The sequence below is a fragment of the Nocardioides marmoribigeumensis genome, assembly GCF_031458325.1.
GTDB classification, from domain to species: domain Bacteria; phylum Actinomycetota; class Actinomycetes; order Propionibacteriales; family Nocardioidaceae; genus Marmoricola_A; species Marmoricola_A marmoribigeumensis.
This window is the reverse complement of the sequence record NZ_JAVDYG010000001.1, coordinates 1,927,074-1,952,359: the sequence shown is the minus strand read 5'-3', so window position 1 is coordinate 1,952,359 and position 25,286 is coordinate 1,927,074. Positions and strand designations below refer to the sequence as shown.

Sequence of the window (25,286 nt, the reverse complement as noted above, 5' to 3'; positions counted from 1 at the left end):
CCCCCGGCTCAGACCCGGACGAGCTCGGGCTCGGCGGGCCGCCCGTCCGACTGCCCGGCGGCCGGCTCCTCCGCGTGACGGATCCGGGGCAGGACCCGGTCCAGCCAGCGCGGCATCCACCAGTTGAGGTCGCCGAGCAGCGACATCGTCGCGGGCACGAGCACCATCCGGACCACGGTGGCGTCGAGGGCCACCGCGACGCCCATCCCGAGCCCGAGCTGCTTGACCACGGGGTCGGTCTCGGTGGCGAAGCCGAAGAAGACCGCGACCATGATCGCCGCCGCGCAGCTGATCACGCGGCCCGTGGCGGCCAGCCCGCGGACGACGGCGGCCCGGGCGTCGGCCCCGCCGTCGTACTCCTCGCGGATGCGGCCGAGCAGGAACACCTCGTAGTCCATCGACAGCCCGAACAGGATGGCGAACAGCAGGATCGGCATCCAGCTCGAGACCGGGGTGGAGTGGTCCAGGCCGAGGAGCTGGGCGCCCCAGCCCCACTGGAAGACCACGGTGAGCACGCCGTAGGCCGCGCTGATCGACAGCAGGTTCATCAGCGCCGCCTTGAGGGGCACGAGCACCGAGCGGAACATCATCGTGAGCAGCAGGAACGACATCCCCACGACGAACGCGATGACCACCCAGAGCCGGTCGGCCAGCATCTGGGAGATGTCCTCGTACATCGGCGTCAGCCCGGTGAGGTCGACGCCCGCCGGCAGGTCGGCGCGCACGTCGCGCACGAGGTCGCTGACCCGGGCGTCGGCGGGCCCGAAGACCGGCTCGGCGGAGACGAGGGTGAGCTCGCCGTCGCGGGAGGTGACCGGCGGGGCCACCACCGCGATCCGGTCGTCGGACTCCAGCGCGCGGACCGTCGCCGCGACCGCCGCCCGGGGCGAGACGACCGCGGCGTGGTCGACGACCGCGAGCATCGCGCCGTTGGCCCCGGGGCCGAACTCGTCGGCGACCAGGTCGTAGCCCTCGCGCAGCGTGGTGCCCTCGGCGTGCACGCTCATGTCGCTCGGCCAGGTGCGCATGTCCACCACCGGCGCGGCCAGGGCGAGCATGACGACCGCCGCACCCAGAGCCCACGGCAACGGCCGGCGCCCCACCCGCTGCGCCCACCGGGCGGTCAGCGGCTCGCGCCCCGGTCGGCGCGGGCGTCGCGTCGCCCGGCGCTCGGCGCGGGCCAGGATGCGACGTCCACCCAGGCGGCACAGCGCGGGCACCAGGGTGAGCGAGACCAGGGCGACGGCGGCGACCGAGATCGCGGTGACCAGCCCGAAGGCGGAGTACGTCGGCAACCCGGCGAGCCCGAGGCCCAGCAGGGACACCAGCACCGTCGAGGCGGCGAACACCACCGAGCGGCCCGCGGTGGCCGTGGCCAGCCCGGCGGCGTGCCGGACCTCGACGCCCTCCCGCAGGTGCTCGGCGAATCGGACGACGAGCAGCAGCGCGTAGTCGATGCCGACCCCGAGCCCGACCATCGTGCCGATCATCGGGGCGCTCGGGCTGACGTCCATGGCCCCGGCGAGCAGCGTGGTGCCGAAGCCACCGAGCACGAGCCCGACGACCGCTGCGCCGATCGGGAGGCCGGCGGCGACCACCGACCCGAAGGCGAGCACCAGCACCAGCAGCGCGGCCGCGATGCCGATCAGCTCGCCGGTCCCCTTCATCGGCTCGGCGGACTGCTCGGCCATGGTGCCGTTGAGCTCCACCTGGAGCCCCGCGTCACGGGTAGGCTCGACGGCCTCCACGAGCGGCTCGCCCTTGCCCATCAGGTCGCGGTGGGTGACGGGCGCGTCGTACTCCACCGAGAGCAGGGCGGTGTCACCGTCGGCGCTGAGCCGCGGTGGTGACACCGACGCGGCGTGCGGCATCCGGCCCAGCCGCGCGGTGAGGTCGGCCAGCGCCGCCCGGCCGCTCGCGTCGGTGAGCACGCCCTGGTCGCGGTGGACCACGACCCGGGCGTCGGCGTTGGCGGCGTTCTCCCCGTGCCGGCGCAGGAGCTCGACGCCCTGCTGGGCGCGGGCACCCGGGACGTCCCAGTTCTCCTGGGTCTGACCGCCGTACGCCGACGCGACGCCGGCCGCGACGGCCAGTGCGATCACCCAGCCGAGCAGGACCCGCCACGGGTGGGCGGCGGAGGTGTGGCCGAGGCGGTGGAGCAGGGTTCGCATGTCGTTCTCCTGAGGTAGGTCGTCGTGCTGACCTGCTCAGGCTGCGAGAGGGCTCTTGAGACGCGCTTGAGCCCGGCTTGCGGCGGTCTGCAAGCCGGGCTCGTGAGCGGGTGCGGAGCGGTCAGGCCTCCTTGACCACCCGGGTGCCGGCGAGCTCGTCGGTCCACGGGCGGCGCGCGACCGTGTCCTTGTTGATCCCGACGGCGATGAGGATCACCGCCACGAGGGAGGCGAGGCTGCCGACGATGCCGAGGAACGGGATGATCCCGGCCAGCCCGAAGGCGATCCAGATGTTGCGCTTGACCGACTCCTGGACGGTCGGGTGGCCGCCGGAGGCGCCGACCACGCGCAGCTTCATCACCATCTTGCCGATCGTGCGCCCCTGGGAGGAGTCCATGAAGGCGAAGTAGCCCAGCGAGATCGCCACGTCGATGATCGAGATGAGCGCCGCGGCGGCGAAGCTGCCGCCGGTGGAGCCGATCATGCCGAACCCGTTGCCGGCGTCGAGGCCGATGATGCTCACCACCAGGATCGAGGCGATGATCGCGTTGACCACCCCCAGCAGGACGTGGTCGATCAGACGGGCGACGAAGCGGTCGAGCAGCTCGCCGGGGCGCTCGCCCGTGACGCTGCCGGCCGGGCCCGCACCCCAGCCGCCGGCGGTGCCGGGCGGGGGCGGCGGCTGCTCGCCGTACGACGGGGCAGTGGGGGGTGCGCTCGGCGGCGGCTGGTCGCCGTACGACGGCGGCGGCTGCTCGCCGTACGACGGCGGGGGCGGCGGGGGCGGCGGTGGCGGAGGCGCCTGGCCACCTCCCGGAGGGGTCGGGGTGCTCGGCGGGTTCTGGCGCGGCTCGGACGGCTGCCCGGGGCCGACGGGAGGCTGGCTCATGCGCCGAGGGTAGACCCGGCGGCGGCTCGCGGGAGCGCGACGGGCCGCGCACCCGCTGGGGGTGCGCGGCCCGTGCGACCGACCGAGAGGGGGGCTCAGCGCGTCAGCGCTCGACCTCGCCCTTGATGAACGCCTCCACCTGCGCGCGACCGAGGTCGTCGGGCATCTGGACCGGCGGGGACTTCATCAGGTAGGTCGAGGCCGACAGGATCGGGCCACCGATGCCGCGGTCCTTGGCGATCTTGCAGGCGCGGAGGGCGTCGATGATGATGCCGGCGCTGTTGGGGGAGTCCCAGACCTCGAGCTTGTACTCCAGGCTCAGCGGGACGTCACCGAACGCGCGACCCTCGAGGCGGACGTAGGCCCACTTGCGGTCGTCGAGCCACGCGACGTAGTCGGACGGGCCGATGTGCACATTGCGGTCGTGGGTCTTGTCGGCCAGCGAGCCGGTGAGGTTGGAGGTCACGGCCTGGGTCTTGGAGACCTTCTTGGACTCCAGGCGCTCGCGCTCGAGCATGTTCTTGAAGTCCATGTTGCCGCCGACGTTGAGCTGGTAGGTGCGGTCCAGCGTCACGCCGCGGTCCTCGAACAGCTTGGCCATCACGCGGTGGGTGATGGTCGCGCCGACCTGGGACTTGATGTCGTCGCCGACGATCGGGACGCCGGCGTCCTCGAACTTCTTGGCCCACTCCGGGTCGGAGGCGATGAACACCGGGAGCGCGTTGACGAAGCCGACCCCGGCGTCGATGGCGCACTGGGCGTAGAACTTGTCGGCCTCCTCGGAGCCCACCGGGAGGTAGGAGACGAGCACGTCGACCTCGGCGTCCTTGAGGACCTGGACGACGTCGACCGGCTCGGCGTCGGACTCGTCGATGGTCTGGCGGTAGTACTTGCCCAGGCCGTCGAGGGTCGGGCCGCGCTGCACGCTCACGCCGAGTGGCGGCACGTCGCAGATGCGGATGGTGTTGTTCTCGGAGGCGGTGATCGCCTCGGAGAGGTCGAAGCCGACCTTCTTGGCGTCGACGTCGAACGCGGCGACGAACTCGACGTCGGAGACGTGGTAGTCCCCGAACTTGACGTGCATCAGGCCCGGGACCGTGGTCTCCGGGTCCGCGTCGCGGTAGTAGTGGACGCCTTGGATCAGGGACGTGGCGCAGTTGCCCACGCCCACGATGGCGACTCGGACAGAACCCATGGGGCTCTCCTTGATCTCTTCTCGGTGTTACTCGGTCGGTGTCGGGTGGTCGGTGGTGGTGGGGGTCCGCCCCTCGCCGCGCTCGGCGGCGATGAGCTCGGAGAGCCACACCAGCTCGCGCTCCACGGACTCCACACCGTGGCGCTTGAGCTCGCGGGCGTAGGTGTCACGCCCGTGGCTGCGGTCGAGGTCCTGGCGCACCTGGGACAGGCGCTCCTCCAGGCGCGAGCGGCGGCCCTCGAGGACCCGCAGCCGGATGGCGCGGTCGGTGCGCCCGAAGAACGCGAACCGCACGTCGAAGTTGTCGTCCTCCCAGGTCGAGGGACCCGAGTCGGACATCAGCTTGGCGAAGCGCTCGTCACCGGCCGGGGTGAGCCGGTAGGTGATGCGCTGGCGGCGGCTCACCGTGCCCGGCGCGGCCGGCGGCAGGACGTCCTCGACGATGAGGCCGGCCTTGCTCAGCTTCTTGAGCGCGGGGTAGAGCGAGCCGTAGGACAGCACCCGGCCCCAGCCGAGGACCAGGTTGAGCTGCTTGCGCAGCTCGTAGCCGTGGAGCGGGTTCTCGTGGAGGAGGCCGAGCACGGCCAGCTCCAGCGTGTCGCCCCGACGAGCCACGGTGGTCCCCCTTCCGGCGGTTGTACGGTGTGCCTCGACGTGACGGCACGATCTATCGCGTGAACGTATCGTATCGATATATCGAAGTGAACCCAAACCTGTCCCGGGCGTGGCGATGACCACCTGGCCGAAACCGGCCGGGGGACCCTACTGACCCGTAGGCTCTGTGTCCGTGAGTGACAAGACGCCCAAGCGCGGGCCCGAGGCACGTTCGACCACCCGCACGTGGGTCAAGCGGGTGTTCCTGCTGCTGGCGACGGTGTTCGGCCTCGGCCTGGTGCTGTTCGCCTTCGCCTACGCCACGACCGACATCCCCGACCCCAACCAGGGGTTCGAGGCCCAGACCACCTACGTCTACTACGACGACGGCAAGAGCGTGCTGGGCAAGTTCGCCGAGCAGAACCGCACCACGATCCCGCTGGAGGACGTGCCGCAGCACGTCCAGGACGCGGTCATTGCCGCGGAGGACGCGACGTTCTACTCCAACAAGGGCATCGACCCCAAGGGCATCCTGCGCGCGGCGTTCAACAACGCCAAGGGCGGCAGCACCCAGGGCGCGTCGACGATCACCCAGCAGTACGTCAAGGTGCTCTACCTGACCCAGGAGCGCAGCTTCACCCGCAAGGCCAAGGAGGCGATCCTCAGCCTCAAGATCCACCGCCAGCTCTCCAAGGACGAGATCCTGGCCGGCTACCTCAACACGATCTACTTCGGTCGCGGCGCCTACGGCATCGAGGCGGCCTCCCGCGCGTACTTCGGCATCCCGGCCAAGAAGCTCGACGTCCGGCAGGGCGCCGCGCTCGCCGCGATGATCAACAACCCCAACAACCTCGACCCCGCCGAGGGCGAGGCCTCACGCTCGGCGCTGGAGTCTCGCTACACCTACGTCATCGACCGCATGTCCGAGCTGGGCTCGCTGCCCTCGGTCAAGGGCGACCCCTACCGGCTGCCCAAGTTCCCCAAGCGCAAGGTGGAGAACAGCAACGGCGGCCAGCGCGGCCACATCCTCAAGATGGTCCACGACGACCTGGTCAAGAACGGCTTCAGCGAGAGCGAGATCCTCACCGGTGGCCTGCGGGTCACCACCACGATCGACAAGAAGGTGCAGGCGGCCGTCGAGGCCGGCGTGCCGGAGGTGGCCCCCAAGCTCAAGGGCCTCCACCCCGCGGTCGCCTCGGTCGACCCCCGCACGGGGGCCCTGCGGGGGATCTACGCCGGGCAGGACTACCTCAAGAGCCAGCTCAACTGGGCCGTCGCCGGCGGGGCGCCGGGCTCGACGTTCAAGGCGTTCGCCCTGGCGACCGCGCTCGACTACGGCTACTCGCTCAAGAGCACGTTCGACGGCAACTCCCCGATCGAGGTCAACGGCACCGAGTTCAGCAACGAGGGCGAGGGCCTGGGGGAGAGCTACGGCTCCGCGATCAGTCTTCTCACCGCCACCGAGAAGTCGGTCAACACCGCCTACATCGACCTCGCCGACTCCATGGACAACGGGGTCAGCAAGATCAAGGAGCACGCGATCGCGATGGGCATCCCGCGCAACGCGCCCGGCCTCGACGACACCTTCAGCATCGTGCTCGGCTCGGCCACGGTGAGCCCGATCGACATGGCCAACGCCTACGGCACGATCGCCGACGGCGGCAAGGCCAAGAAGTGGTACGTCGTGCAGAAGGTCAAGACCCTCGACGGGTCGCGGCCCTACAAGCACAACGTGCGCACCACGGCGGCGATCTCGGAGGACGTCGCCGCCGACACCTCCTACGCGCTGCAGCAGGTGGCGATCGCCGGCACCGGCCAGAACGCCAACGTCATCGGCCGCCCGATCGCGGGCAAGACCGGCACCGCGACCACCGACGGCGGCCACGTGCGGTCCTCCTGGTTCGTCGGCTACACCCCGCAGCTCGCCACCGCGGTGATGTACGTCCGCGGCAACGGCAACCAGCCCCTCGACGGCTTCCTGTCCTCGTTCTTCGGCGCCGACTACCCCGCCCGCACGTGGGCGGCGGTCATGGGCAAGGCGCTCGAGGGCGAGGAGGAGATCCCCTTCCCGCCGCCGGCCAACCTCGAGCAGACCGCCGAGGGCCACGAGCCCTACACGCCGCCGCCGAGCCCGACCTACACCCCCTCGCCCACCAAGAGCCCGAGCAAGTCCCCGTCGTCGTCCCCGACGCCGACCGATGCTCCGAGCCCGTCCGGGCCGCCCTCGTCCACGCCGACGGCGACCCCGCCGGGTGGCGGCGGTGGCGGAGGGGCGACCGAGAGCCCCGCCGCCCAGAAGACGACGACGCCCGGCCAGTCCCCAGCGGGCCGCAGCCAGGAACCCGCGACGACCCGCCAGTCCGGCCGGCGCCGCCGTCGCGCCCCCGGCCGGCGGGCCGCCGCCGCATGACCCTCGCATGAGGCGGGAGGTGGCCGGCGTCGTCGCGCCGACCCTCGAGGACCCGACGGCCCGGGAGGCCAGCGCGGTCCTCGGCGGTCCCGCCGGGCGCCGCTCGGCCGGTCACCCGTGGTGGACGCCGATCCGTGTCGTCCTGGCGCTGGCGTGCGTGACCTGGCTGCTCGCGATCGGCCAGAAGGCCCCGTGCGACGTCGGCAAGTGGAACGGCACCGACCAGCGCTACCGCCTGATGTGCTACTCCGACATCCCCTACCTCTACGCCGGGCGGGGGTTCGCCGAGCGGTGGGTGCCCTTCACCGACAACGGCGGGCGCTACATGTACCTCGAGTACCCCGTCCTCACCGGCTACTTCGCCTACGGCGCCGCGATCGTCACCCAGGCGGTCGTGCCGGGCGAGGTCGACGTCGCCACCCGCCGTACGGTCCCGGTCGACCAGGTGGGCAACCTGCCCAGCGTCTACCAGGAGCGGCTGGACTACTTCCGCGTCACCGCGGTCCTGCTCGCGCCCTTCGCGCTGCTCGCGGCGTTCTTCCTCGCCGGCGCGCACCGGCGCAGGCCCTGGGACGCGCTGCCCTACGTCCTGGCCCCCACGCTGGTGGCGGCGGGGCTGATCAACTGGGACATCATCCCGGTGGCGCTGCTGGCCGGCGGCTTCTGGGCGTGGGCACGCGGCCGGCCGATCCTCTCCGGGGTGCTGATCGGGCTGGGCACCGCCGCCAAGCTCTACCCGCTGTTCGTGCTCGGCGCCTTCCTGGTCGTCGCGCTCAGGCGCCGACAGCTGCGCGACCTCGGGCTCGTCGTGGTCGGTGCGGCCGGCGCGTGGCTGGCCACCAACCTGCCGGCCATGACCGACAACCTCGAGGGCTGGAAGGCCTTCTGGACCTTCAACTCCAGCCGCGGACCCGACCTCGGCTCGATCTGGCTGGCGTTCTCCCAGCACGGCCACGCCGCCTCGCCCCACACGATCAACCTCGTGTCGTGGCTGGTCTTCGGCGGCGGGTGCCTGGCGATCCTCGTGCTCGGCCTGCGCGCGCGGCACGTGCCGCGGATCGCCCAGCTGGCCTACCTGATCCTCATGGTGTTCCTGCTGGTCAACAAGGTCTACTCCCCGCAGTACGTCGTGTGGCTGCTCCCGGTGGCCGTCCTCGCGGTCCCGCGCTGGCGTCCGCTGCTGATCTGGCAGGCGGGCGAGCTGCTCTACTTCGCGGCCTGCTGGTGGATGATCGGCGGGCTCACCGCCTCGGCCACCGGCGGGGCACCCGACCCGCTCTACGCCGTGGCGATCGTGCTGCGCATGGCTGCCGAGCTCTCCCTCGGCGCCGTCGTCGTCCGCGACATCCTGCGCCCCCAGCACGACGTGGCCCGGGCGTTCCCCGACGACGACCCGATGTGCCCACCCCGGATGCTCCTCGCCACCTGACCCCGGGGCCGGGACGGCCGGACCGAGGCCTCAGACGAGGCTGATCTGGTCGAACGTGGTCGTGGTGAACCGCACCTGCACGTCGACCTCCTGGCCCACGACGGGCACGGGGGCGCCGGCGGGCAGGAAGAGCATCGAGGCCTGCATGTGGGGAGGCTCGGCGAACAGCCGCTGCTTGCCGCCGACGGTGAACGGCGAGCGCACGAACCCCGCCGCGTCGAGCCCGCCCTTGGCGACCCGGGCGGCGCGGTCGCGCATGGTCGCGCCGCCGGTCGGGGCCTCCAGGCCGATGCCGTGGGCGGTGCCGCCCGACACGATGAGCAGGTGGCCGTGCTTGGGGGCGCTGCGCCCGCGATAGCCGAACACGTCACCCCGCTCGACCTCGTGCACGTCGAGCACGGTCGCCTTGACCCGCAGGGCGCCCCGGTCGCCCAGCCACAGCCGGGTCCCGATGCGGGGCCGGACCTCGAAGTCGGGGTAGGACGCGGCCAGGGCGGCGAGCTCGCCGTCGGTGAGGTGCGAGACGTAGAGCCGCCGGGTGTCGATGCCCGAGGCGACCAGGTCGGTGATCGCCCGCTCGACCTCCCCGAGGTGCGACCCGTGCGACATCGGCAGGTGGAGCGCGAACCCCTCGACCGTGACGCCGGCGAGGTGGTCGGCCGCGGCGCGCAGCCCGGCCGGGGTGAAGCCGTGCCGCTTCATCGACGTCATCAGCTCGAGCACGACGCGCGCCCGGCCACCTGCGTCGGGGTCGGTGTCGCGCGAGGCGGTCGCCAGGCCGTCGAGGTCCTCGGTCCTGCCGACCGTGTGGACCAGGCGGCCGGAGTAGGACGCCCTCACCTCGAACGGTCGCCACGGCGTGAGCACGAGCACGTCGCCGCCGAAGTGCTCGAGCGCGGCCGGCACCTCGGCGTACGTCCCGACGGCGAGGGTGTCCGCGCCCAGGTCCTGGGCGAGCTCGGCGAGCCGGGGGACGCCGAAGCCGTAGCCGTTGCCCTTGGCGACCGGGACGAGGCCCGGCACCGTGGCCACGACGGAGTCGAGGTGGGCCTGCCAGCGCTCCTGGTCGACGTAGAGGGTGAGCACGCGATCAGCCCCTGCGCGCCAGGTAGAGGGTGAACGCCTTGTAGAGCGCGCGGTTGACCGGCAGGTCCCACTCCCCCGCGTGCTCCACGGCCTCGCCGCCGGTGCCGACCTTGAAGCGGATCAGGCCGACGTGCGAGTCGTCCTCGTCGAGGGTGTCGGTGATGCCGCGCAGGTCGTAGACGGTCGCGCCGGTGGCCAGCGCGTGCCGGATCATCGCCCACTGGGCGGCGTTGGAGCCGCGGACCTCGCGCTTGTCGGTCGACGAGGCGCCGTAGGAGTACCAGACGTGGGTGCCGACCTGGACGAGGATCGTCGCCGCGACCAGGTCACCCTCGTGCTCGGCGGTGAACAGCGCGATGCGGTCGGGGTCCTCGGCGCCGAGCGCGCGGAACATGGTCTGGAAGTAGGACAGCGGCCGGGGCGTGAAGTGGTCGCGCTCGGCGGTGTGGACGTAGAGGTCGTGGAACTCCTCCAGCCTCGGCGCCAGCTGGTCGGCGGGCACCCGCCCGGCGACGACGCCCTCCTTGGCGGCCTTCTTGATGTTGCGCCGCCACTGCTGGTTCATGCCCGCGAGTACGGCGTCCTCGTCCTTGCCGGCGAGCGGCACCTGGAAGTTGTACTGCGGCTGCCCGGCCGCGAAGCCGCCCTCGGCCTTCTGCTCGCGCCAGCCGAGCGTGCGCAGCGCCGAGACCACCCGGGCCCCCGCCGGCTCGCGGGTCAGCGGCGGCACCTGGTCGAGGGTGCGCACCGACTCGTCGGCCACCCCCGCCTTGATCGAGGCGGCGTCCCAGCGGCGCGTGACCACCGGCGGGCCCATGCGGATGCCGAACGCCCCCTGGCCCTTGAGGTGGCTCACCATCGGGTCGAGCCACACGGCCAGGTCCTCGGCCTCCCAGTCGATGACCGGTCCTTCGGGCAGGTAGGCGAGGTAGCGCTTGAGGCGGGGCACCTGGCGGTAGAGCACCAGCCCCGCCCCGACCACCTCCTCACCCCGGAACCACCCGACCGACTCACGCCTCCAGTCGCTCTTCACCTCTCCCCAGGCCGGCACCTGCAGGAAGCTCACGCTGTCCTGGGCCCGGACGAAGCCGAGGTGCTGGTCAGGGGTGATCGTGCGGACGGAGAGGGGGGAGGTCACGGGGGCGAGGCTACCGGTGTCGCGGGACCGCTCAGACGGCCTCGTCGGCGGCGGCCGCGGCGCCCGTGTCCCCCTCACCGACGTAGCGGCGCTGGGCCCAGTGGGCGACCGCGACGACGAGCACGTTGAGGAAGATGTAGATCGCCGCCATCACCAGGGCCGACTGGACCTGGTTGCGGCCCTCCTGGGCGATCTGCTTGAACACGATGGTGATGCCGGGAGCCAGGATGGCGTAGCCGAGGCTGGTGTCCTTGAGGCAGACCACGAACTGGCTGATCATCGCCGGCAGCATCACCTTGACCGCCTGCGGGAGCAGGACGATGCGGGTGACCTGCCCCTTGGTCATGCCGATGGCGTAGGCCGCCTCGGCCTGTCCCGTGGGCAGCGACTCGATGCCGGCCCGGACGATCTCGGCGAGCACGGCGCCGTTGTAGAGCGCCAGCCCGAGGACCAGCGACCAGATGTAGGCGACGCCGCCTCCGTAGCTGATCGAGTAGGCGATGTAGATGATCAGCAGCAGCAGGGGGACCGCGCGGAAGAACTCGACGAAGAGCCAGGCCGGCCAGCGCACCCACGAGCGGTCGGCCAGCTTGCCCACGCCGAGCACCACCCCGAGGGCGAGCGCGACGAGGATCGCGATCACGGCGGCCTTGACGGTGTTGAGGATGCCGTCGACGAGGATGATCCTGAGGTACTTCGGGGTGACGAAGTACTCCCACTTGGCGTACTCGAGCTGGTGGGTCCGGCTCATCTGCAGCAGGAACAGCGCGACCAGGCCGAGCAGCAGGAGCGCGGAGACGAGCGAGTAGGCGCGGTAGCGCCGCAGCGCCTTGGGACCCGGCGCGTCGTACAGGACGGTGGCGGAACGGTTGCTCATCGTGCGGTCCTCACTCGCCGCTCCAGCCGGTTGGAGCCGAAGCTGACCATCTCGACGATGATCACGTAGCCGATCGCGAACATCAGGAAGATCTGGTTGCGGGCCGAGACGTCGTTGTTGGTGAAGTAGCGCATCCGGAACGTGGCCTCGGCGATGCCGAAGACAGCCGCCACCGAGGTGTTCTTCACCAGGGCGATCTGCACGCTCGCCAGCGGGGGGATGGAGGCCCGGAACGCCTGCGGCAGCACGACGCTGCGCATCACCTGCCCGAAGTCCATGCCGACCGAGCGCGCGGCCTCCGCCTGGCCGAGCGGGACCGCGTTGATCCCGGAGCGCACCGCCTCGCACACGAACGACGAGGTGTAGACGCTGAGGGCGACCAGTCCCTGGGCGAAGTAGTTGCTCACCTCGAGCGGACCGAGGTGGAGGTCGGGGATGCCCCAGTCGATGTCAGGCAGCGCCACCGTCACCAGGATGAACATCACCAGCAGGGGGGTGTTGCGGACGAGGAGCACGTAGGCGGCCCCGGCCCTCGAGAGCACCGGCACGGGGCCGACCCGCATCGCGGCGAGCAACGTGCCGAGCAGCAGGCTCAGCAGCCCCGAGACCACGAACAGCAGGATCGTGAGCCAGAAGGCCTTGAGGACCAGGTCGAAGTTCGACCACACGGCGTCCACTCAGAGCACCGCCCTTTCGTTCGAGGGTGGCCGGGCGACCCCGGGACCGGGGCGACCCGGGCCGGAGCCCGGGTCACCGCACGGTCACGAGGTCACGAGGTCACGAGCAGGAGTCCATCTCCGGCGGCTCGGGGGTGTCCACGCCGGACTTGCCGAGCGTGGCCTCGAACGCCTTGGCCCAGGTCCCGTCGTCCTCGGCCTTCTTGAGGGTGTCGGTGATCCACTGGCACATCTCGGGGTACTTCTTGGAGTAGCCCACGCCGTAGCGCTCCTCGGAGAACGGGTCCCCGACGACCTCGAGCTTCTCGGGGTCCTCCGCGGCGTAGCCGAGGAGGATCGCGCCGTCGGTGGTCATCGAGTCGACCGAGCCGTTGAGCACCTGGTCGCGGCACTCCGAGTAGGTGTCGAAGCCGCGCGGCTTGGCGCCCTTCGCCTCCACGTTGTCCAGGGACGTCGACCCGGTGACCGAGCAGACCTCCTTGCCCTTGATGTCGGCGACGCTCTTGATGTCGCTGCCCTTCTTGACCAGCAGCTGCTGGCCGGTCACGTAGTACGGACCAGCCTGGCCGACGACCTTGCGGCGCTCGGGGGTGATCGAGTACGACGCGATGACCAGGTCGACCTCGCCCTTCTGCAGGAACGGCTCCCGGTTGTCGGAGATCGTCTCCTTCCAGGTGATGTCCTCGGGCTTGATGCCGAGCGACGCGGCGAGGATCTTGCCGATCTCCGGGTCGAAGCCCTTGGGCATGTCGTCGGTGGCGCCCTTGAAACCGATGCCGGGCTGGTCGAACTTCACCCCGATCGTGATCTTGCCGCTGTCGGCGAGGTCCTTCATGCGGGTGCCGTCGTCGAAGCTGGACGCCGCGTTGTCGTCCACCTTGACGTCGACGCCCCCGCCGCCGTCGCTGCCGGCGTTGCCGCACGAGGCGAGGGATACGGCGAACAGCGCCGCGGTCAGTGTGCTGAGGGTCCTGCTCAGTCTCATCTGCTTCTCCTTTGTCCTGTGCGGTGGTCGCACGGGTCGGGGTTCTGCTTCGGGCTGTGCTGGTGGGTCCCGGGTCTCGGGGTCTCTGGTCGCGCGTCAGTGGGTGATGATCTTGGACAGGAAGTCCTTGGCCCGGTCGGACCTCGGGTGGGTGAAGAACTCCTCGGGGGTGTTCTCCTCCACGATCGCGCCGTCGGCCATGAAGATCACCCGGTGGGCGGCGCCGCGGGCGAAGCCCATCTCGTGGGTGACCACGATCATCGTCATGCCCTGCTCGGCGAGCTCGACCATGACGTCGAGGACCTCCTTGATCATCTCGGGGTCCAGCGCGGAGGTCGGCTCGTCGAAGAGCATCACCTTGGGCTCCATCGCGAGCGCCCGGGCGATCGCGACCCGCTGCTGCTGGCCGCCGGAGAGCTGGGCGGGGTACTTCGCGGCCTGGTGGGCCACGCCGACGCGCTCGAGCAGCTCGGTGGCCCGCTTCTCCGCGGCCGCCCTGTCCTCGCCGCGGACCTTGATCGGGCCCAGGGTGACGTTCTCGAGGATGGTCTTGTGGGCGAAGAGGTTGAACGACTGGAAGACCATCCCGACCTCGGCCCGGAGCTGCGCGAGGGCCTTGCCCTCGGCCGGCAGCGGCTTGCCGTCGAGGGTGATCGTGCCGTCGTCGATGGTCTCCAGCCGGTTGATCGTGCGGCACAGCGTGGACTTGCCGGACCCCGAGGGACCGATCACCACGACGACCTCGCCGCGCCTGACCGTGAGGTCGATGTCCTGCAGCACGTGGAGGGACCCGAAGTGCTTGTTCACGCGGTCCAGCACGACGAGTGGCTCGCCCTTGCCGGCCTTGATCTCCTCGGCGCTGGTCGTCATACCGACCCAACCTAGGCCGAGGTCACCCGCTGTGACCACCGCCGAGGGACCGAGGTCCCGGCACTGTCACCGAATCGTTGCCGACCCGCCCGGAGGGAGGGGGGCCGGCTCAGAGGCGCTCGCGCAGCCACGCGAAGTCGGCGCCGTGCTCCTCCGGGCCGCCCGGGGTCTCGGCGATCACCGGTGCGCCGGCCGCCCTGATGAGCGCGACGAACGCGTCGTGGTCGACCCGCCCGGCGCCGTACGACGTGTGGCGGTCCGCGCCCGAGCCGAACTCGTCGCGGCTGTCGTTGGCGTGGACCAGGTCGATGCGCCCGGTGACCGCGAGCAGCTGCTCGACCGCGGTGTCGAGGGCGATGCCGCCGGCGTGGGCGTGGCAGGTGTCGAGGCAGAAGCCGACCATCTCGGCCTGGTCGGCCGCCTGGACCGCCTCGAAGACCCGGGCGATGCGCTCGGTGTGACGGGCCATCGCGTTGTCGCCGCCCGCGGTGTTCTCGATCAGCAGCGGGATCTTGAGGTCGGTGGCCTCGATCGCCTTGCGCCAGTTGTCGAAGCCCTTCGCAGGGTCGTCGGCCTTGTTGACGTGGCCGCCGTGCACGATCAGGCCCTTGGCGCCGATCTCGGCCGCGGCGTCCATGTGCTGCTGGAGCAGCTTGCGGCTGGGGATGCGGATGCGGTTGTTGGTCGTCGCCACGTTGACGATGTAGGGCGCGTGGACGTAGAGGTCGACGCCCGCCGCCTCGGCGTCGGCGCGCAGGCCGGCCGCGCCGCCGGCGTACCTGATCTCGGGGCCCTTGTAGCCCTGCGGGTCGCCGAGGAAGAACTGCACCAGGTCGGTGCCTCGGGCCTTGGCCTCCTGCACCGGGTCGGTCTGCTCGACGTGGGCGCCGATGCGCAGCGTCTCGGCGGTGAGGGGCGTGGGGGCGGGTGTGGTGCTCACGAGCCCAGGCTAGGTCGCGCCGCGGACGATTTCAGGAGCCGGGTCCCGCGCTGATAACCTGTCCCGTCCTCTGCGGAGGCGTCCCGACGACGCTGCTCCCCGCCGAGACATGCATCAGCCCTCCTGCCACGGATCGTCCGTGGCCGCCTTGAGTCCGAAGGAGGTGGAGACCGCTGTGCGCAAGTACGAAGTAATGGTCATCCTCGACCCCAGCCTCGACGAGCGAACCGTCGCCCCGTCCCTTGACACCTACCTCAACGTCGTCCGTCAGGACGGCGGGCAGGTGACCAACGTCGACGTGTGGGGCAAGCGTCGCCTGGCCTACGAGATCGCGAAGAACCCCGAGGGGATCTACGCCGTCATCGACCTCGAGGCCGAGCCGGCCACCGTCAAGGAGCTCGACCGTCAGCTCACGCTGAACGAGTCGGTGCTCCGCACCAAGGTGATCCGTCCCGACATCCGCTGATCCTGTGGACGACCCTCCCGCCGTGTCGGCGGTGAGGGTTAGGTTCACCGGGACGCCCGACGAGACGACACCCAGGAGACTTCATGGCAGGCGAGACCCCGATCACCGTGATCGGCAACCTGACCGCTGACCCGGAGCTGCGGTTCACCCCCTCCGGCGCCGCGGTCGCCAACTTCACCGTGGCCTCCACGCCGCGCACGTTCGACAAGAACACCAACGAGTGGAAGGACGGCGAGGCGCTGTTCCTCAACTGCTCGGTGTGGCGCCAGGCAGCGGAGAACGTCGCCGAGTCCCTGGTCCGCGGCAGCCGCGTCATCGTCTCCGGTCGCCTCAAGGCCCGCAGCTACGAGACCCGCGAGGGCGAGAAGCGCACGGTCTTCGAGATCGACGTCGACGAGATCGGCCCCTCCCTGAAGTACGCCACCGCCAAGGTCGCCAAGACCCAGCGCTCCGGCGGTCAGGGCGGCGGCTTCGGTGGCGGCCAGGGTGGCGGTGGCTACCAGGGCGGCCAGGGCGGCGGCACGCCGGGCGGCCAGGGCGGCGGAGGCTTCTCCGACGACCCGTGGGCGACCCCCGGCGTCTCCGGCGGCCAGCCCCAGGGGGGCGGCTCCGGCGGCCAGCCCCAGGGCGGCGGCTCGTGGGGCGGTCAGGGCGGCGGCCAGCCGGCCCAGGACCCGTGGGGCTCCCAGGGCGGCTCGTCCGACGAGCCCCCGTTCTGAGGCTCGGCCCCACCACGGCGGAGCGCCACTCAGCACGACCCAGCACGACCCAGCAGCACCAGCACGACCAACGACGCAATCCAGCAACCATTCCGGGGCACCCCGGGCTCACTGAAGGAGCACCACAATGGCCAAGCCGGTCCTGCGCAAGCCCAAGAAGAAGGTTTGCCAGTTCTGCAAGGACAAGACCACCTACGTCGACTACAAGGACACGGCGCTCCTGCGCAAGTTCATCTCCGACCGCGGCAAGATCCGCGCGCGTCGGGTGACGGGCAACTGCGTCCAGCACCAGCGCGACGTCGCCATCGCGGTCAAGAACGCCCGCGAGGTGGCGCTGCTGCCCTACACGTCGACCGCGCGCTGAGAGGGACGGACCAGATGAAGCTCATCCTGACCCAGGAGGTCACCGGCCTCGGTGCCCCCGGCGACGTCGTCGAGGTGAAGGACGGCTACGGCCGCAACTACCTCATCCCCCGCAACGTGGCGATCCGCTGGACGCGCGGCGGCGAGAAGCAGATCGAGTCGATCAAGGCCGCCCGCAGCTCGCGCGCGGTGCGCGACCTCGGCAAGGCGGAGGAGATCAAGTCCGCCCTCGAGCGGACCCCCGTCGACGTCCAGGTGCGGGCCGGGGAAGGTGGCCGCCTGTTCGGCGCCGTCACCGTCTCCGACATCGCCTCCGCGATCAACGCCGCCGTGGCCTCCGGCTCCGGCGACGTGGTCGACAAGCGCCGGATCCTGGTCGGCAACCCGATCAAGTCGCTCGGCGCCCACCAGGTCACCGTCAAGCTCCACGACGAGCTCGAGGCGACCGTCCAGCTCAACGTGGTCTCCGCCTGAGCGCTGTCGGTTTCACTAGGTACCTAGTGAGCTTGTCACTCCCCGAGCGAAACTTCGCTCGGGGAGTGCCAGTTTTGCCGCCGTACGCCGGGCGGCGGCTGCGGTACGCCGGCGCGCGCGGCCCGGCGGGTCAGCGGGCGTAGGGGCTGGTCAGCGTGAGGTGGACGCTCGGCCCCACCATCGCGACCAGGTCCTCGACGTCCATCGAGGCGACCGGCTCCATCCGGGTCACGTAGCGCAGCACCGCGACCCCGCCCAGCTGGGCGCAGGCGAGCTCGACGCGCGCAGTGACGTGGTCCACCCGGCGCGAGCGCATCAGCGGGGTGAAGACCATCCGGCTCAGGAACGCCACCAGGAGCCGCCCGCCCACGGCGCTGTCGGCACTGGAGCGCAGCACCTTCATCGTGCGGGCCCGGGTGCGGGGGTTCTCGCAGAGGGTGAAGAAGCGCCGGGCCACCCGCGAGCCGAGGTCGTCGGGACCGGCGTCAGGACCGGCGTCGCGACCGGCGCCGGGGCCGTCCTCAGGGGACTCGGGGACCTCGGGAGGCAGATCGTCGAGGGCCTGCTGCAGGGCCAGCTCGTCGAGCACCACGGTCTGCTCGAGGTCGAGCAGGCTCCGGACGCCGGCGTACGACGGCGGCGGGGTGAAGCGGTGCGGCGCGACCATCCCCGCAGTGTGACCGGCTGCGGGGCACGGGACCAGCCGGCACGCCTGGGATCCGTGCGGCGGGTGGGGTCGAGCCCGGGCCGGGTCAGCGGCGCCGGGAGAAGCCCAGCCCCTCGATGGTGACCGGCTTGCCGCTGAGCGTGACCACGGAGAAGCGCCCGCGGTGGGCCGTGGCCCACGACCCCACGGCGATGAGCTGGCGCTTGCGCCGCGCGCTCGCGGCCAGGGAGATCTTCCTGATCACCTTCTTGCCGTAGGTCACCTTGACCGAGCCGCAGCCGGGGCACCTCGTGGCGACCAGGACGACGGAGCGGGTGCCGGCGCGGGCGGCGCTGAGCGAGGCTCCCTTGCGCTTGGTCGTGGAGTAGCCGTTGAAGAAGTAGCCGAACTGCGTGCCCTTGGTCCAGCCGGAGCTCGCCCGCAGCTTGCTGCTGGGCACCGGCACGGTGAACCGGTTGACCGCCGGGGTCGGGTCGACGTTGCCGGCGAAGTCGACGCCGGCGACGGTGAAGGTCCAGTCACCGGCGCTCAGGCCCATGATCGTGGCCTGGGAGCCGTCGCACTGGCGGACGGTGCTGCCCAGGCGGCAGCGGGCGGTCTTGAGGGGCTCGTCGCCGGCGTACTCCTCGGCGACATAGGGGAACAGGTGCCAGCGCCTGGCCGCGCTGGTGAGGCGGGTCTGCGGCGGGGTGGTGTCGGTGGTCGGCTGCACGACCGTCCACGTGAGCTCGGTGGGGGTGGCCTGCTCGTTGCTCCCGTCGCCGCCGAGCGGGGTCGTCGCCGCGTCCTTCGCCTTGACCTGCAGCGTGTAGGTGCCGGTGGCGAGCTCGGTGAACGCGATGGTGCCGCGGGCGTAGGCGTAGGCGTTGCTCGGGTCGGGGTCGGTGCACTCCTGCCACGCCTGACCGCTGACCACGGTGTCGTTGCGCAGCAGCTGGCAGGTGAAGGTGACCTCGTCGTTGTCCTTGTCGCCGTCGACGTCGTCCTGGGGGTCGTCGGTCACGGTGCTCATGTAGAACTCCGCGTCACGAGCCGTCGTCTCCGGGGTCCGCGACAGGTCCTGGTAGCCGTGGTCGGCCTTGGCGCTGTAGATCCGCGCCTCCGGTGCCGTGCAGTCGGCCTGTCCCAGGGGCGCCGGGGTCTGGCAGTACAGCGACCCCGGGTCGGCGTACGACGGAGCGGCGGCCCCGGCGACGAGGAGGGCAGGAGTGAGGAGCCCCATCAGGGCGAGGACGGGACGGAGGCGACGTCGGGCCATGGATCAGCTCACTGGAGGTCGAGGTGGTGCGCGGAGCGCCGAGAAGCGCCTCCAGTGTGAGGGAGCAGGCGGGCTCACGCCCGGTGTTTGCCGCGATCCTCGGAGTCGGCGGCCTCACGGTCGGCGGAGCCGTCGCGGGAGCGCTCGGAGAGCCCGTCCTCCTCGGCGGCGGACCCCGCCGGGACGTAGGCGTCCTCGTCGGAGGCGCCGAACAGCACCAGCACCAGCGCGAGGTTGGCGGCGACCCCCGCGATGGTCGCGGGCAGCTGCAGCCAGTCCCACCCCAGCCCGTAGATCGCGACCGGGGCGAGCACCAGCACGGCGAAGGCCCAGCACAGGGCCCGGAAGCGCGCGGCGTGCTCGGGGATGGTGACGTCGATCAGGGAGTCGCAGAGCAGGAAGCAGAACGCGAGCACCGGGAGGCCGAAGAGCAGCTCCAGCCAGCCGTCGACGTGGGCCACCGAGCTCTCGGGCCAGGTGACCACGGACAGCGCGAGGCTGGTCCACGCCGCGAGCGAGACCTGGCGGTAGTCGGGCAGCTGCTCGCGGATCGCGGCCAGCGCGATGAGGACCAGGATCCAGCCGAAGGGATCGGCCACCCAGTCGGGGGTCGAGACGTCGACGAACACGATGACCAGCCCGAGTGCGAGGGTCTGCAGCTCCTTCACGCCCCCAGGGTGCCCGCCAGGACGTGATCCACACTCACGTCTCAGGGTGAGGGCGACCCTCCGGTGACCATCCAGGCGTCGCCACGGGAGCGGTGCAGGAGCAGCGCCGCGCGGCCTCCGATGAAGGTGAGCCCGAACGCCACCCAGACCGTGACGAGGCCGGTCGTGGAGGCCAGGAGCACGGCGGGGGCGGACAGCAGGAGGACCGCGGTGCCGGCCCACGCGAGGTAGCGCCCGTCGCCGGCCCCGATGAGGACCCCGTCGAGCACGAACACGATGCCGGCCAGGGGCTGGAAGACCGCGGCGGCCAGGAGGACGTGGCCGAGCAGCCGGACGACGGTCTCGTCGGTGGTGAACAGCGGCCCCAGCAGGGGCGCGGTCAGCGCCAGGAGGACCCCGGTCAGGACCCCGGACAGCGCACCGATGCGGATCATCCGGTCGGTCAGTGCCCGCGTGCCGCGTCGGTCACCTGCGCCCAGCGCCTCGCCGGTCATCGTCTGCGCGGCGATGGCCACGGCGTCCAGCGCGTAGGCGAGGAAGGTCCACACGCTCATCGCCAGCTGGTGGGTCGCGGTCGCGGTCGCCCCCTGCCGGGCGGCCGACCAGGTGGTCAGCAGGAGGACCGCTTGGAGGGTGAGCGTGCGGACGACCAGCGGGCCGCCGGCCCGCGCGGACCGTCGTACGCCGGGCAGGTGCGGGCGCAGCGACAGGCCGGACTCGTGGTGGCGGGCCCGGAGGACCACCACGGCCACGAGGTACGCCGCCATGCCGGTCTGGGCGAGCACGGTCCCGATCGCCGAGCCCGCCAGGCCGAGGCCGGCCGGGTAGACGAGGACCAGGTTGAGCACGACGTTGCCGAGGCTGCCGGCGACGGCGGCTCGCAGGGGGCTGCGGGCGTCGCTGAGCCCGCGCAGGACGCCCGTGGCGGCCAGGACCAGCAGCATCGGCGGTAGGCCGAGCCACGAGAGGCGCAGGTAGGTCACCGCGTGGTCGTGGACCGCGGGCGTGGCGTCGAAGGGGGCGATCAGCCAGGGGCTCACGGCCAGACCGACCGCGGCGCCGGCCACGCCGAGGCCGAGGGCCAGCCAGAGCCCGTCCACCCCCTGCTGGAGCGCCGCGCGCAGGTCGCCGGCCCCGACCTGCCGGGCCACCGACGCGGTGGTGCCGTAGGCCAGGAAGATGCTGAGGCCGACCGCGGCGCGCAGCAGGACGGCCGCGATGCCGAGCCCGGCCAGCTCGGGCGTCCCGAGGTGGCCCACGATGGCGGAGTCGGCCAGGAGGAACAGCGGCTCGACGACGAGGGCGAGGAAGGCCGGGAGCGCCAGGTGCACCAGGCGGGCCAGCACCTCGCGGTCGAGCGGATCTGGCCCGTTCGGGTCATGGGAGGGGTCGGAGCCGTCGTGGTATCGGGGCTGCCGCACCGGGGGAGCGTACCTGTGCAGAACTCGGTGCTCCTGTGGAGAGGGCCCTTACCAGATCCTCGCGAGACGCGCCCGGGGACGATCGTCCTGGTGAACGTCCGGTGTCCGGACCGGGGCCGAAAACTTTCGCCACTTTCTTTCCCTCACACCGGTGCCGCCGCATCACCGCAGGTCAGAGCGGGTGCGGGCGCGGAGAGCGCGCGCGACTCCACAGGTTGCTGAACAGGCTGTGCACAAGCACCGCGGCGTGTTCCACATGGGACCACCAGTTATGCACAGGGGGCTGTGGAGGACGGGGTGGAGAACGGACCCCTCGGGCCCGTACGGTCCTGCGCGGAGGGCCCGGCGGGCAACTGTCGGTGACCGGTGGGAGCCTGCCTCAGGAGTCACACCACAGGGGTCGAACAGAGGTCGCAAGTGAGCGAAGGGAGACTCAGGTGAGCGTGACCGACCAGTCGGGGCACTCCTCCGACCTGGACATGTGGGGCGGCCCGGACGTGCCGCCGCAGGGTGCGCAGGGAGGCTCGTCGGCGATGACCTACGACCGCATGCCGCCCCAGGACAACGACGCCGAGCAGTCGGTCATCGGCGCGATGCTGCTGTCCAAGGACGCGATCGCCGACGTGGTCGAGGTGCTGCGGGGCACCGACTTCTACAAGCCGGCCCACGAGACCATCTTCGACTCCGTCCTCGACCTCTACGGCCGGGGCGAGCCGGTCGACCCGGTGACGATCGCCGCCGAGCTGGGCCGCCGCGGTGAGCTCGTCCGCGCGGGCGGGGCGCCCTACCTCCACACGCTCACCGCCTCGGTGCCGATCGCGGCCAACGCCGGCTACTACGCCGAGATCGTGCGCGAGAAGGCCGTGCTCCGCCGGCTGGTCGGTGCGGGCACCCGCATCGTGCAGATGGGCTACGCCGGCGAGGGCGACGTCGACGACGTGGTCGACGCGGCGCAGCAGGAGGTCTACCAGGTCACCGAGAAGCGCACCTCGGAGGACTACGCCCCGCTGTCGGCGATCATGCAGGACACCCTCGACGAGATCGAGGCGATCTCCAACCGGGGCGGCGAGATGACCGGCGTCCCCACCGGCTTCACCGAGCTCGACGAGCTGACCAACGGCCTGCACGGCGGCCAGATGATCGTGGTCGCCGCGCGACCCGCGGTGGGCAAGGCGCTCGCCCTCGACACCCCGCTGGAGACGCCGACGGGCTGGACGACGATGGGCGAGGTGCGGGTCGGGGACCAGGTCCTCGGGTCCGACGGCGGGCCGACCGAGGTGGTGGCGGCGACGGGCGTGATGCGCGGGCGGCCGTGCTTCGCGGTGACCTTCTCCGACGGGGCGCTGATCGTCGCGGACTACCAGCACAACTGGGTCACCCGCAGCGGCTCCGGCCCCGACCGTCCCGCGCGCACGGTCACCACCGGCCAGATCGCGCGCACCGTCGCCGATGGTCACACCGTCGACCTGCCCGACGGCTCGCAGGTCAAGATCGAGTCGGTCGAGCCGATCGTCTCGGTGCCGGTGCGGTGCGTGCAGGTGGCCGCGGCGGACCACCTGTTCCTCGCCGGGCCGACCAGCATCCCGACGCACAACTCCACGCTGGCCCTCGACTTCTGCCGGGCCGCGAGCATCCACAACAACCTGGCTGCGGTCGTCTTCAGCCTGGAGATGACGCGCACCGAGATCACCATGCGGCTGCTCTCGGCCGAGGCCAAGATCCCGCTCAACCACATGCGCAACGGCCACATGACCGAGGAGGACTGGCACCGCCTGGCGCGCAAGATGTCGGAGGTCAACGCGGCGCCGCTGTTCATCGACGACTCGCCCAACATGACGATGATGGAGATCCGCGCCAAGGCGCGGCGGCTCAAGCAGCGCCACGACCTGCGACTGGTGGTCATCGACTACCTCCAGCTGATGAGCTCGGGCAAGAAAGTCGAGTCCCGCCAGCTCGAGGTCTCGGAGTTCTCCCGCCAGATCAAGCTGCTGGCCAAGGAGCTCGACGTCCCGGTGATCGCGCTCTCGCAGCTCAACCGTGGCTCGGAGCAGCGCGCGGACAAGAAGCCGATGATCTCCGACCTGCGCGAGTCGGGAAGCATCGAGCAGGACGCCGACATGGTGATCCTGCTGCACCGCGAGGACCTCTACGAGAAGGAGTCCCCGCGCCTGGGCGAGGCCGACCTGCTGGTGGCCAAGCACCGCAACGGCCCGACCCGTGACGTCACGGTGGCGTTCCAGGGCCACTACTCGCGGTTCGTCGACATGGCCCACGGCTGAGCGGGGGCGTCCATGACCAGCGACCTGCCCCGGCTCGAGACCGTCGACCTGCGCCGTGAGGGGCGGGTGCTCGTGGTGGGCCTGGCCCGGCCGGAGAAGCGCAACAGCTTCAACCGCCAGCTGCTGCGCGACCTGGCGCTGGCGTACGGCGTGATCGAGGACGACCCCGACGTGTGGTGCGGCCTCGTGCACGGCACGGGCGACCACCTCACCACCGGGCTCGACCTGGCCGACGTGGCGGAGTCGATGGCCTCGGGGGAGGGGCTCGTGCCCGAGCAGGGCCGCGACCCCTGGCGCCTGGACGGCCGGTGGAGCACCCCGGTCGTCGCGGTCGCCCACGGCTGGTGCATGACGGCCGGCATCGAGCTGTTGCTCGCCGCCGACGTGCGGGTCGCCGCGGAGGGCACGCGGTTCACCCAGCTGGAGGTGCGGCGCGGGATCTACCCGGTCGGCGGAGCCACGATGCGGTTCCCGCGTGACTGCGGGTGGGGCAACGCGATGCGCTGGATGCTCACCGGCGACGAGTTCGACGCCGCCGAGGCGCTGCGCATGGGGCTGGTGCAGGAGGTGCTGCCCGACGCCGCGGCGGCGTACGACCGGGGCCTGGAGCTGGCGCGCTCGATCGCCGGCGACGCCGCACCGCTGGCCGTGCGGGCGACCCTCGAGAGCGCCCAGCAGGCGCTGGTCGAGGGTGACGCTGCGGCGGTCGCCGGCTTCGGTCCCGGGCTGCAGCGGCTCTTCGGCACCGCCGACGTCGCCGAGGGCGTGGCCTCGTTCGTCGAGCGACGGCAGGCCAGGTTCACCGGCCGCTGAGCCGGCTCTCCGCGGGTCCTCAGGCGGTCACGGGCCGCCGCAGAGGGCCGGCGTGCGGGGGTCGGCCGGGCCGTCGTGGGCGAGGGCGTCGGCGACCCAGGCGTAGGTCGTCGCGCTCGTCGGCACCGTGACGTGCTCGCTGGGGTCGATCGGGCAGGTGTCCTGCACCGCGACGTTGGTCAGTTGCGCGGTGTCCCGACCGCCCTCGAGGTAGCCGGAGGTGAAGGGCACGACCACCTCGTCGTGGGTGGTCACGATGTTCGTGTAGTCGACGTCGCCGGGGGTCTCGTCGTCGGCGTTGAGGGCGGTCAGGAACGGCGAGCCGGCGACCTGCTGCTCGCACGCCCGGCAGTAGCCGCCGCCGGAGGGGTCGAACATCGTGCTGTTGAGCACCGTGGTGCCGTGGTTGGAGGGGGCGATGCCGACCAGGTCGTCGACGTACGCCGCACCGCCGAGGTTCTTGATGTAGTAGCGCGGCATGAGCCCGCCCTGGGAGTGGCCGACCATCGAGACCTCGTCGGCGCCCGTGGCGCTCAGCACGCGGGCGGTGAAGTCGGCCAGCTGCTGGGCGGAGTCCTCGATCGGGCCGGTGGCGCGGTTGCCGTAGTCGAGGGAGAACACGCAGTAGCCCGCCTGCGACAGGCGGTAGGAGATCGGCTCCCACAGGTGGGTGCGGTCGCCGAACGTGCCGTGCACGAGGATCACGGGCTCCGGGTGAGCCGCAGGGGGCTTGCAGGACCAGTCGTTGGCGCCGGGCGGGTCGTTGGGGGAGGTGGAGGAGGGGTAGCTCTCCGCGCCGGCGGGCTGGGTGAGCGCAGGCACGCCGAGCGACGGCACGGTCGCGGTCACGGCGGCGAGGAGCAGAGCGGCACGTCGTGGGAGGGGCATGCAGGTCCA

The 25,286-nt window shown here is 71.6% G+C and carries 24 protein-coding genes; 8 read left to right on the top strand and 16 right to left on the bottom strand.

The annotated features are described in order from the left end of the window. Nucleotides 1-8 precede the first annotated feature (8 nt). From J2S63_RS09345 to J2S63_RS09330, 4 genes are all read right to left on the bottom strand, one after another. Nucleotides 9-2,171, bottom strand: a complete 2,163-nt coding sequence (locus J2S63_RS09345; RefSeq protein ID WP_310301598.1) for an MMPL family transporter — start codon at nucleotides 2,169-2,171, stop codon at nucleotides 9-11. A 121-nt stretch (nucleotides 2,172-2,292) separates the two neighbouring features. Then, nucleotides 2,293-3,060: an RDD family protein gene (locus tag J2S63_RS09340; protein WP_310301597.1), complete on the bottom strand. Its 768-nt coding sequence runs from the start codon at nucleotides 3,058-3,060 to the stop codon at nucleotides 2,293-2,295. Nucleotides 3,061-3,163: 103 nt separating this feature from the next. Further along, nucleotides 3,164-4,255 (bottom strand): inositol-3-phosphate synthase, encoded by a 1,092-nt coding sequence (locus tag J2S63_RS09335; RefSeq protein ID WP_310301595.1) that lies wholly within the window; start codon nucleotides 4,253-4,255, stop codon nucleotides 3,164-3,166. A 27-nt stretch (nucleotides 4,256-4,282) separates the two neighbouring features. Further along, nucleotides 4,283-4,870, bottom strand: coding sequence for a PadR family transcriptional regulator (locus J2S63_RS09330; RefSeq protein WP_310301593.1), 588 nt, complete (start codon nucleotides 4,868-4,870; stop codon nucleotides 4,283-4,285). Nucleotides 4,871-5,042: 172 nt separating this feature from the next. On the opposite strand from J2S63_RS09330, the gene J2S63_RS09325 reads away from it, so the two are divergent. Both J2S63_RS09325 and J2S63_RS09320 read left to right on the top strand, forming a co-directional pair. Then, nucleotides 5,043-7,259 (top strand): transglycosylase domain-containing protein, encoded by a 2,217-nt coding sequence (locus J2S63_RS09325; protein WP_310301591.1) that lies wholly within the window; start codon nucleotides 5,043-5,045, stop codon nucleotides 7,257-7,259. A gap of 7 nt (nucleotides 7,260-7,266) precedes the next feature. Continuing rightward, a complete protein-coding gene (locus J2S63_RS09320) occupies nucleotides 7,267-8,688 on the top strand; it encodes a glycosyltransferase family 87 protein (RefSeq protein WP_310301589.1) in 1,422 nt (473 codons plus the stop codon). Between the two features lie 30 nt (nucleotides 8,689-8,718). Here the strand turns inward: J2S63_RS09320 and J2S63_RS09315 are convergent, their stop codons facing one another. The 7 genes from J2S63_RS09315 to J2S63_RS09285 form a co-directional block, all read right to left on the bottom strand. Continuing rightward, the gene (locus J2S63_RS09315) at nucleotides 8,719-9,774 is read right to left on the bottom strand and encodes an alanine racemase (protein ID WP_310301587.1); all 1,056 of its coding nucleotides are present in this window, start codon (nucleotides 9,772-9,774) and stop codon (nucleotides 8,719-8,721) included. A 4-nt stretch (nucleotides 9,775-9,778) separates the two neighbouring features. After that, entirely contained in the window at nucleotides 9,779-10,912 is a 1,134-nt protein-coding gene (locus tag J2S63_RS09310) for a lipid II:glycine glycyltransferase FemX (RefSeq protein ID WP_310301585.1), read from the bottom strand. A gap of 31 nt (nucleotides 10,913-10,943) precedes the next feature. Then, nucleotides 10,944-11,789 (bottom strand): amino acid ABC transporter permease, encoded by an 846-nt coding sequence (locus tag J2S63_RS09305; RefSeq protein WP_310301583.1) that lies wholly within the window; start codon nucleotides 11,787-11,789, stop codon nucleotides 10,944-10,946. Then, nucleotides 11,786-12,466 (bottom strand): amino acid ABC transporter permease, encoded by a 681-nt coding sequence (locus tag J2S63_RS09300; protein ID WP_310301582.1) that lies wholly within the window; start codon nucleotides 12,464-12,466, stop codon nucleotides 11,786-11,788. The genes J2S63_RS09305 and J2S63_RS09300 overlap by 4 nt, the downstream gene beginning before the upstream one ends. 100 nt (nucleotides 12,467-12,566) lie before the next feature. Continuing rightward, nucleotides 12,567-13,451 carry a glutamate ABC transporter substrate-binding protein gene (locus J2S63_RS09295; protein ID WP_310301580.1) on the bottom strand — a complete coding sequence of 295 codons (885 nt, stop codon included), beginning with the start codon at nucleotides 13,449-13,451 and terminating at the stop codon, nucleotides 12,567-12,569. Between the two features lie 96 nt (nucleotides 13,452-13,547). After that, on the bottom strand, nucleotides 13,548-14,321 hold the full coding sequence (locus tag J2S63_RS09290; protein ID WP_310301578.1) for an amino acid ABC transporter ATP-binding protein: 774 nt from the start codon (nucleotides 14,319-14,321) through the stop codon (nucleotides 13,548-13,550). A 109-nt stretch (nucleotides 14,322-14,430) separates the two neighbouring features. Further along, nucleotides 14,431-15,219: a deoxyribonuclease IV gene (locus tag J2S63_RS09285; protein ID WP_310306653.1), complete on the bottom strand. Its 789-nt coding sequence runs from the start codon at nucleotides 15,217-15,219 to the stop codon at nucleotides 14,431-14,433. A gap of 217 nt (nucleotides 15,220-15,436) precedes the next feature. Here J2S63_RS09285 and rpsF point away from each other — a divergent pair, with 217 nt between their 5' ends. From rpsF to rplI, 4 genes are all read left to right on the top strand, one after another. Then, nucleotides 15,437-15,727 carry a 30S ribosomal protein S6 gene (gene rpsF / locus J2S63_RS09280; protein ID WP_310306651.1) on the top strand — a complete coding sequence of 97 codons (291 nt, stop codon included), beginning with the start codon at nucleotides 15,437-15,439 and terminating at the stop codon, nucleotides 15,725-15,727. An 83-nt stretch (nucleotides 15,728-15,810) separates the two neighbouring features. Then, complete coding sequence (locus tag J2S63_RS09275) at nucleotides 15,811-16,446, top strand: single-stranded DNA-binding protein (RefSeq protein WP_310301576.1); 636 nt, start codon at nucleotides 15,811-15,813, stop codon at nucleotides 16,444-16,446. A 127-nt stretch (nucleotides 16,447-16,573) separates the two neighbouring features. Further along, entirely contained in the window at nucleotides 16,574-16,810 is a 237-nt protein-coding gene (gene rpsR / locus J2S63_RS09270; RefSeq protein ID WP_310301574.1) for a 30S ribosomal protein S18, read from the top strand. A 14-nt stretch (nucleotides 16,811-16,824) separates the two neighbouring features. After that, entirely contained in the window at nucleotides 16,825-17,283 is a 459-nt protein-coding gene (rplI, locus tag J2S63_RS09265; RefSeq protein WP_310301573.1) for a 50S ribosomal protein L9, read from the top strand. A gap of 130 nt (nucleotides 17,284-17,413) precedes the next feature. Here the strand turns inward: rplI and J2S63_RS09260 are convergent, their stop codons facing one another. From J2S63_RS09260 to J2S63_RS09245, 4 genes are all read right to left on the bottom strand, one after another. Continuing rightward, on the bottom strand, nucleotides 17,414-17,950 hold the full coding sequence (locus tag J2S63_RS09260) for a TetR/AcrR family transcriptional regulator (protein WP_310301570.1): 537 nt from the start codon (nucleotides 17,948-17,950) through the stop codon (nucleotides 17,414-17,416). Nucleotides 17,951-18,035: 85 nt separating this feature from the next. Beyond that, nucleotides 18,036-19,208 carry a hypothetical protein gene (locus J2S63_RS09255; protein ID WP_310301569.1) on the bottom strand — a complete coding sequence of 391 codons (1,173 nt, stop codon included), beginning with the start codon at nucleotides 19,206-19,208 and terminating at the stop codon, nucleotides 18,036-18,038. A gap of 74 nt (nucleotides 19,209-19,282) precedes the next feature. Next, entirely contained in the window at nucleotides 19,283-19,876 is a 594-nt protein-coding gene (locus J2S63_RS09250; RefSeq protein ID WP_310301567.1) for a hypothetical protein, read from the bottom strand. Between the two features lie 41 nt (nucleotides 19,877-19,917). Then, entirely contained in the window at nucleotides 19,918-21,297 is a 1,380-nt protein-coding gene (locus J2S63_RS09245; RefSeq protein ID WP_310301564.1) for an MATE family efflux transporter, read from the bottom strand. A gap of 479 nt (nucleotides 21,298-21,776) precedes the next feature. Between J2S63_RS09245 and dnaB the strand changes: the two genes are divergently transcribed. Both dnaB and J2S63_RS09235 read left to right on the top strand, forming a co-directional pair. Then, entirely contained in the window at nucleotides 21,777-23,576 is a 1,800-nt protein-coding gene (gene dnaB / locus J2S63_RS09240) for a replicative DNA helicase (protein ID WP_374725136.1), read from the top strand. A 12-nt stretch (nucleotides 23,577-23,588) separates the two neighbouring features. Continuing rightward, entirely contained in the window at nucleotides 23,589-24,389 is an 801-nt protein-coding gene (locus tag J2S63_RS09235; RefSeq protein ID WP_310301562.1) for a crotonase/enoyl-CoA hydratase family protein, read from the top strand. A gap of 27 nt (nucleotides 24,390-24,416) precedes the next feature. On the opposite strand, the gene J2S63_RS09230 is transcribed toward J2S63_RS09235, so the two are convergent. Beyond that, nucleotides 24,417-25,277 carry an esterase/lipase family protein gene (locus tag J2S63_RS09230; protein ID WP_310301560.1) on the bottom strand — a complete coding sequence of 287 codons (861 nt, stop codon included), beginning with the start codon at nucleotides 25,275-25,277 and terminating at the stop codon, nucleotides 24,417-24,419. Nucleotides 25,278-25,286 lie beyond the last annotated feature (9 nt).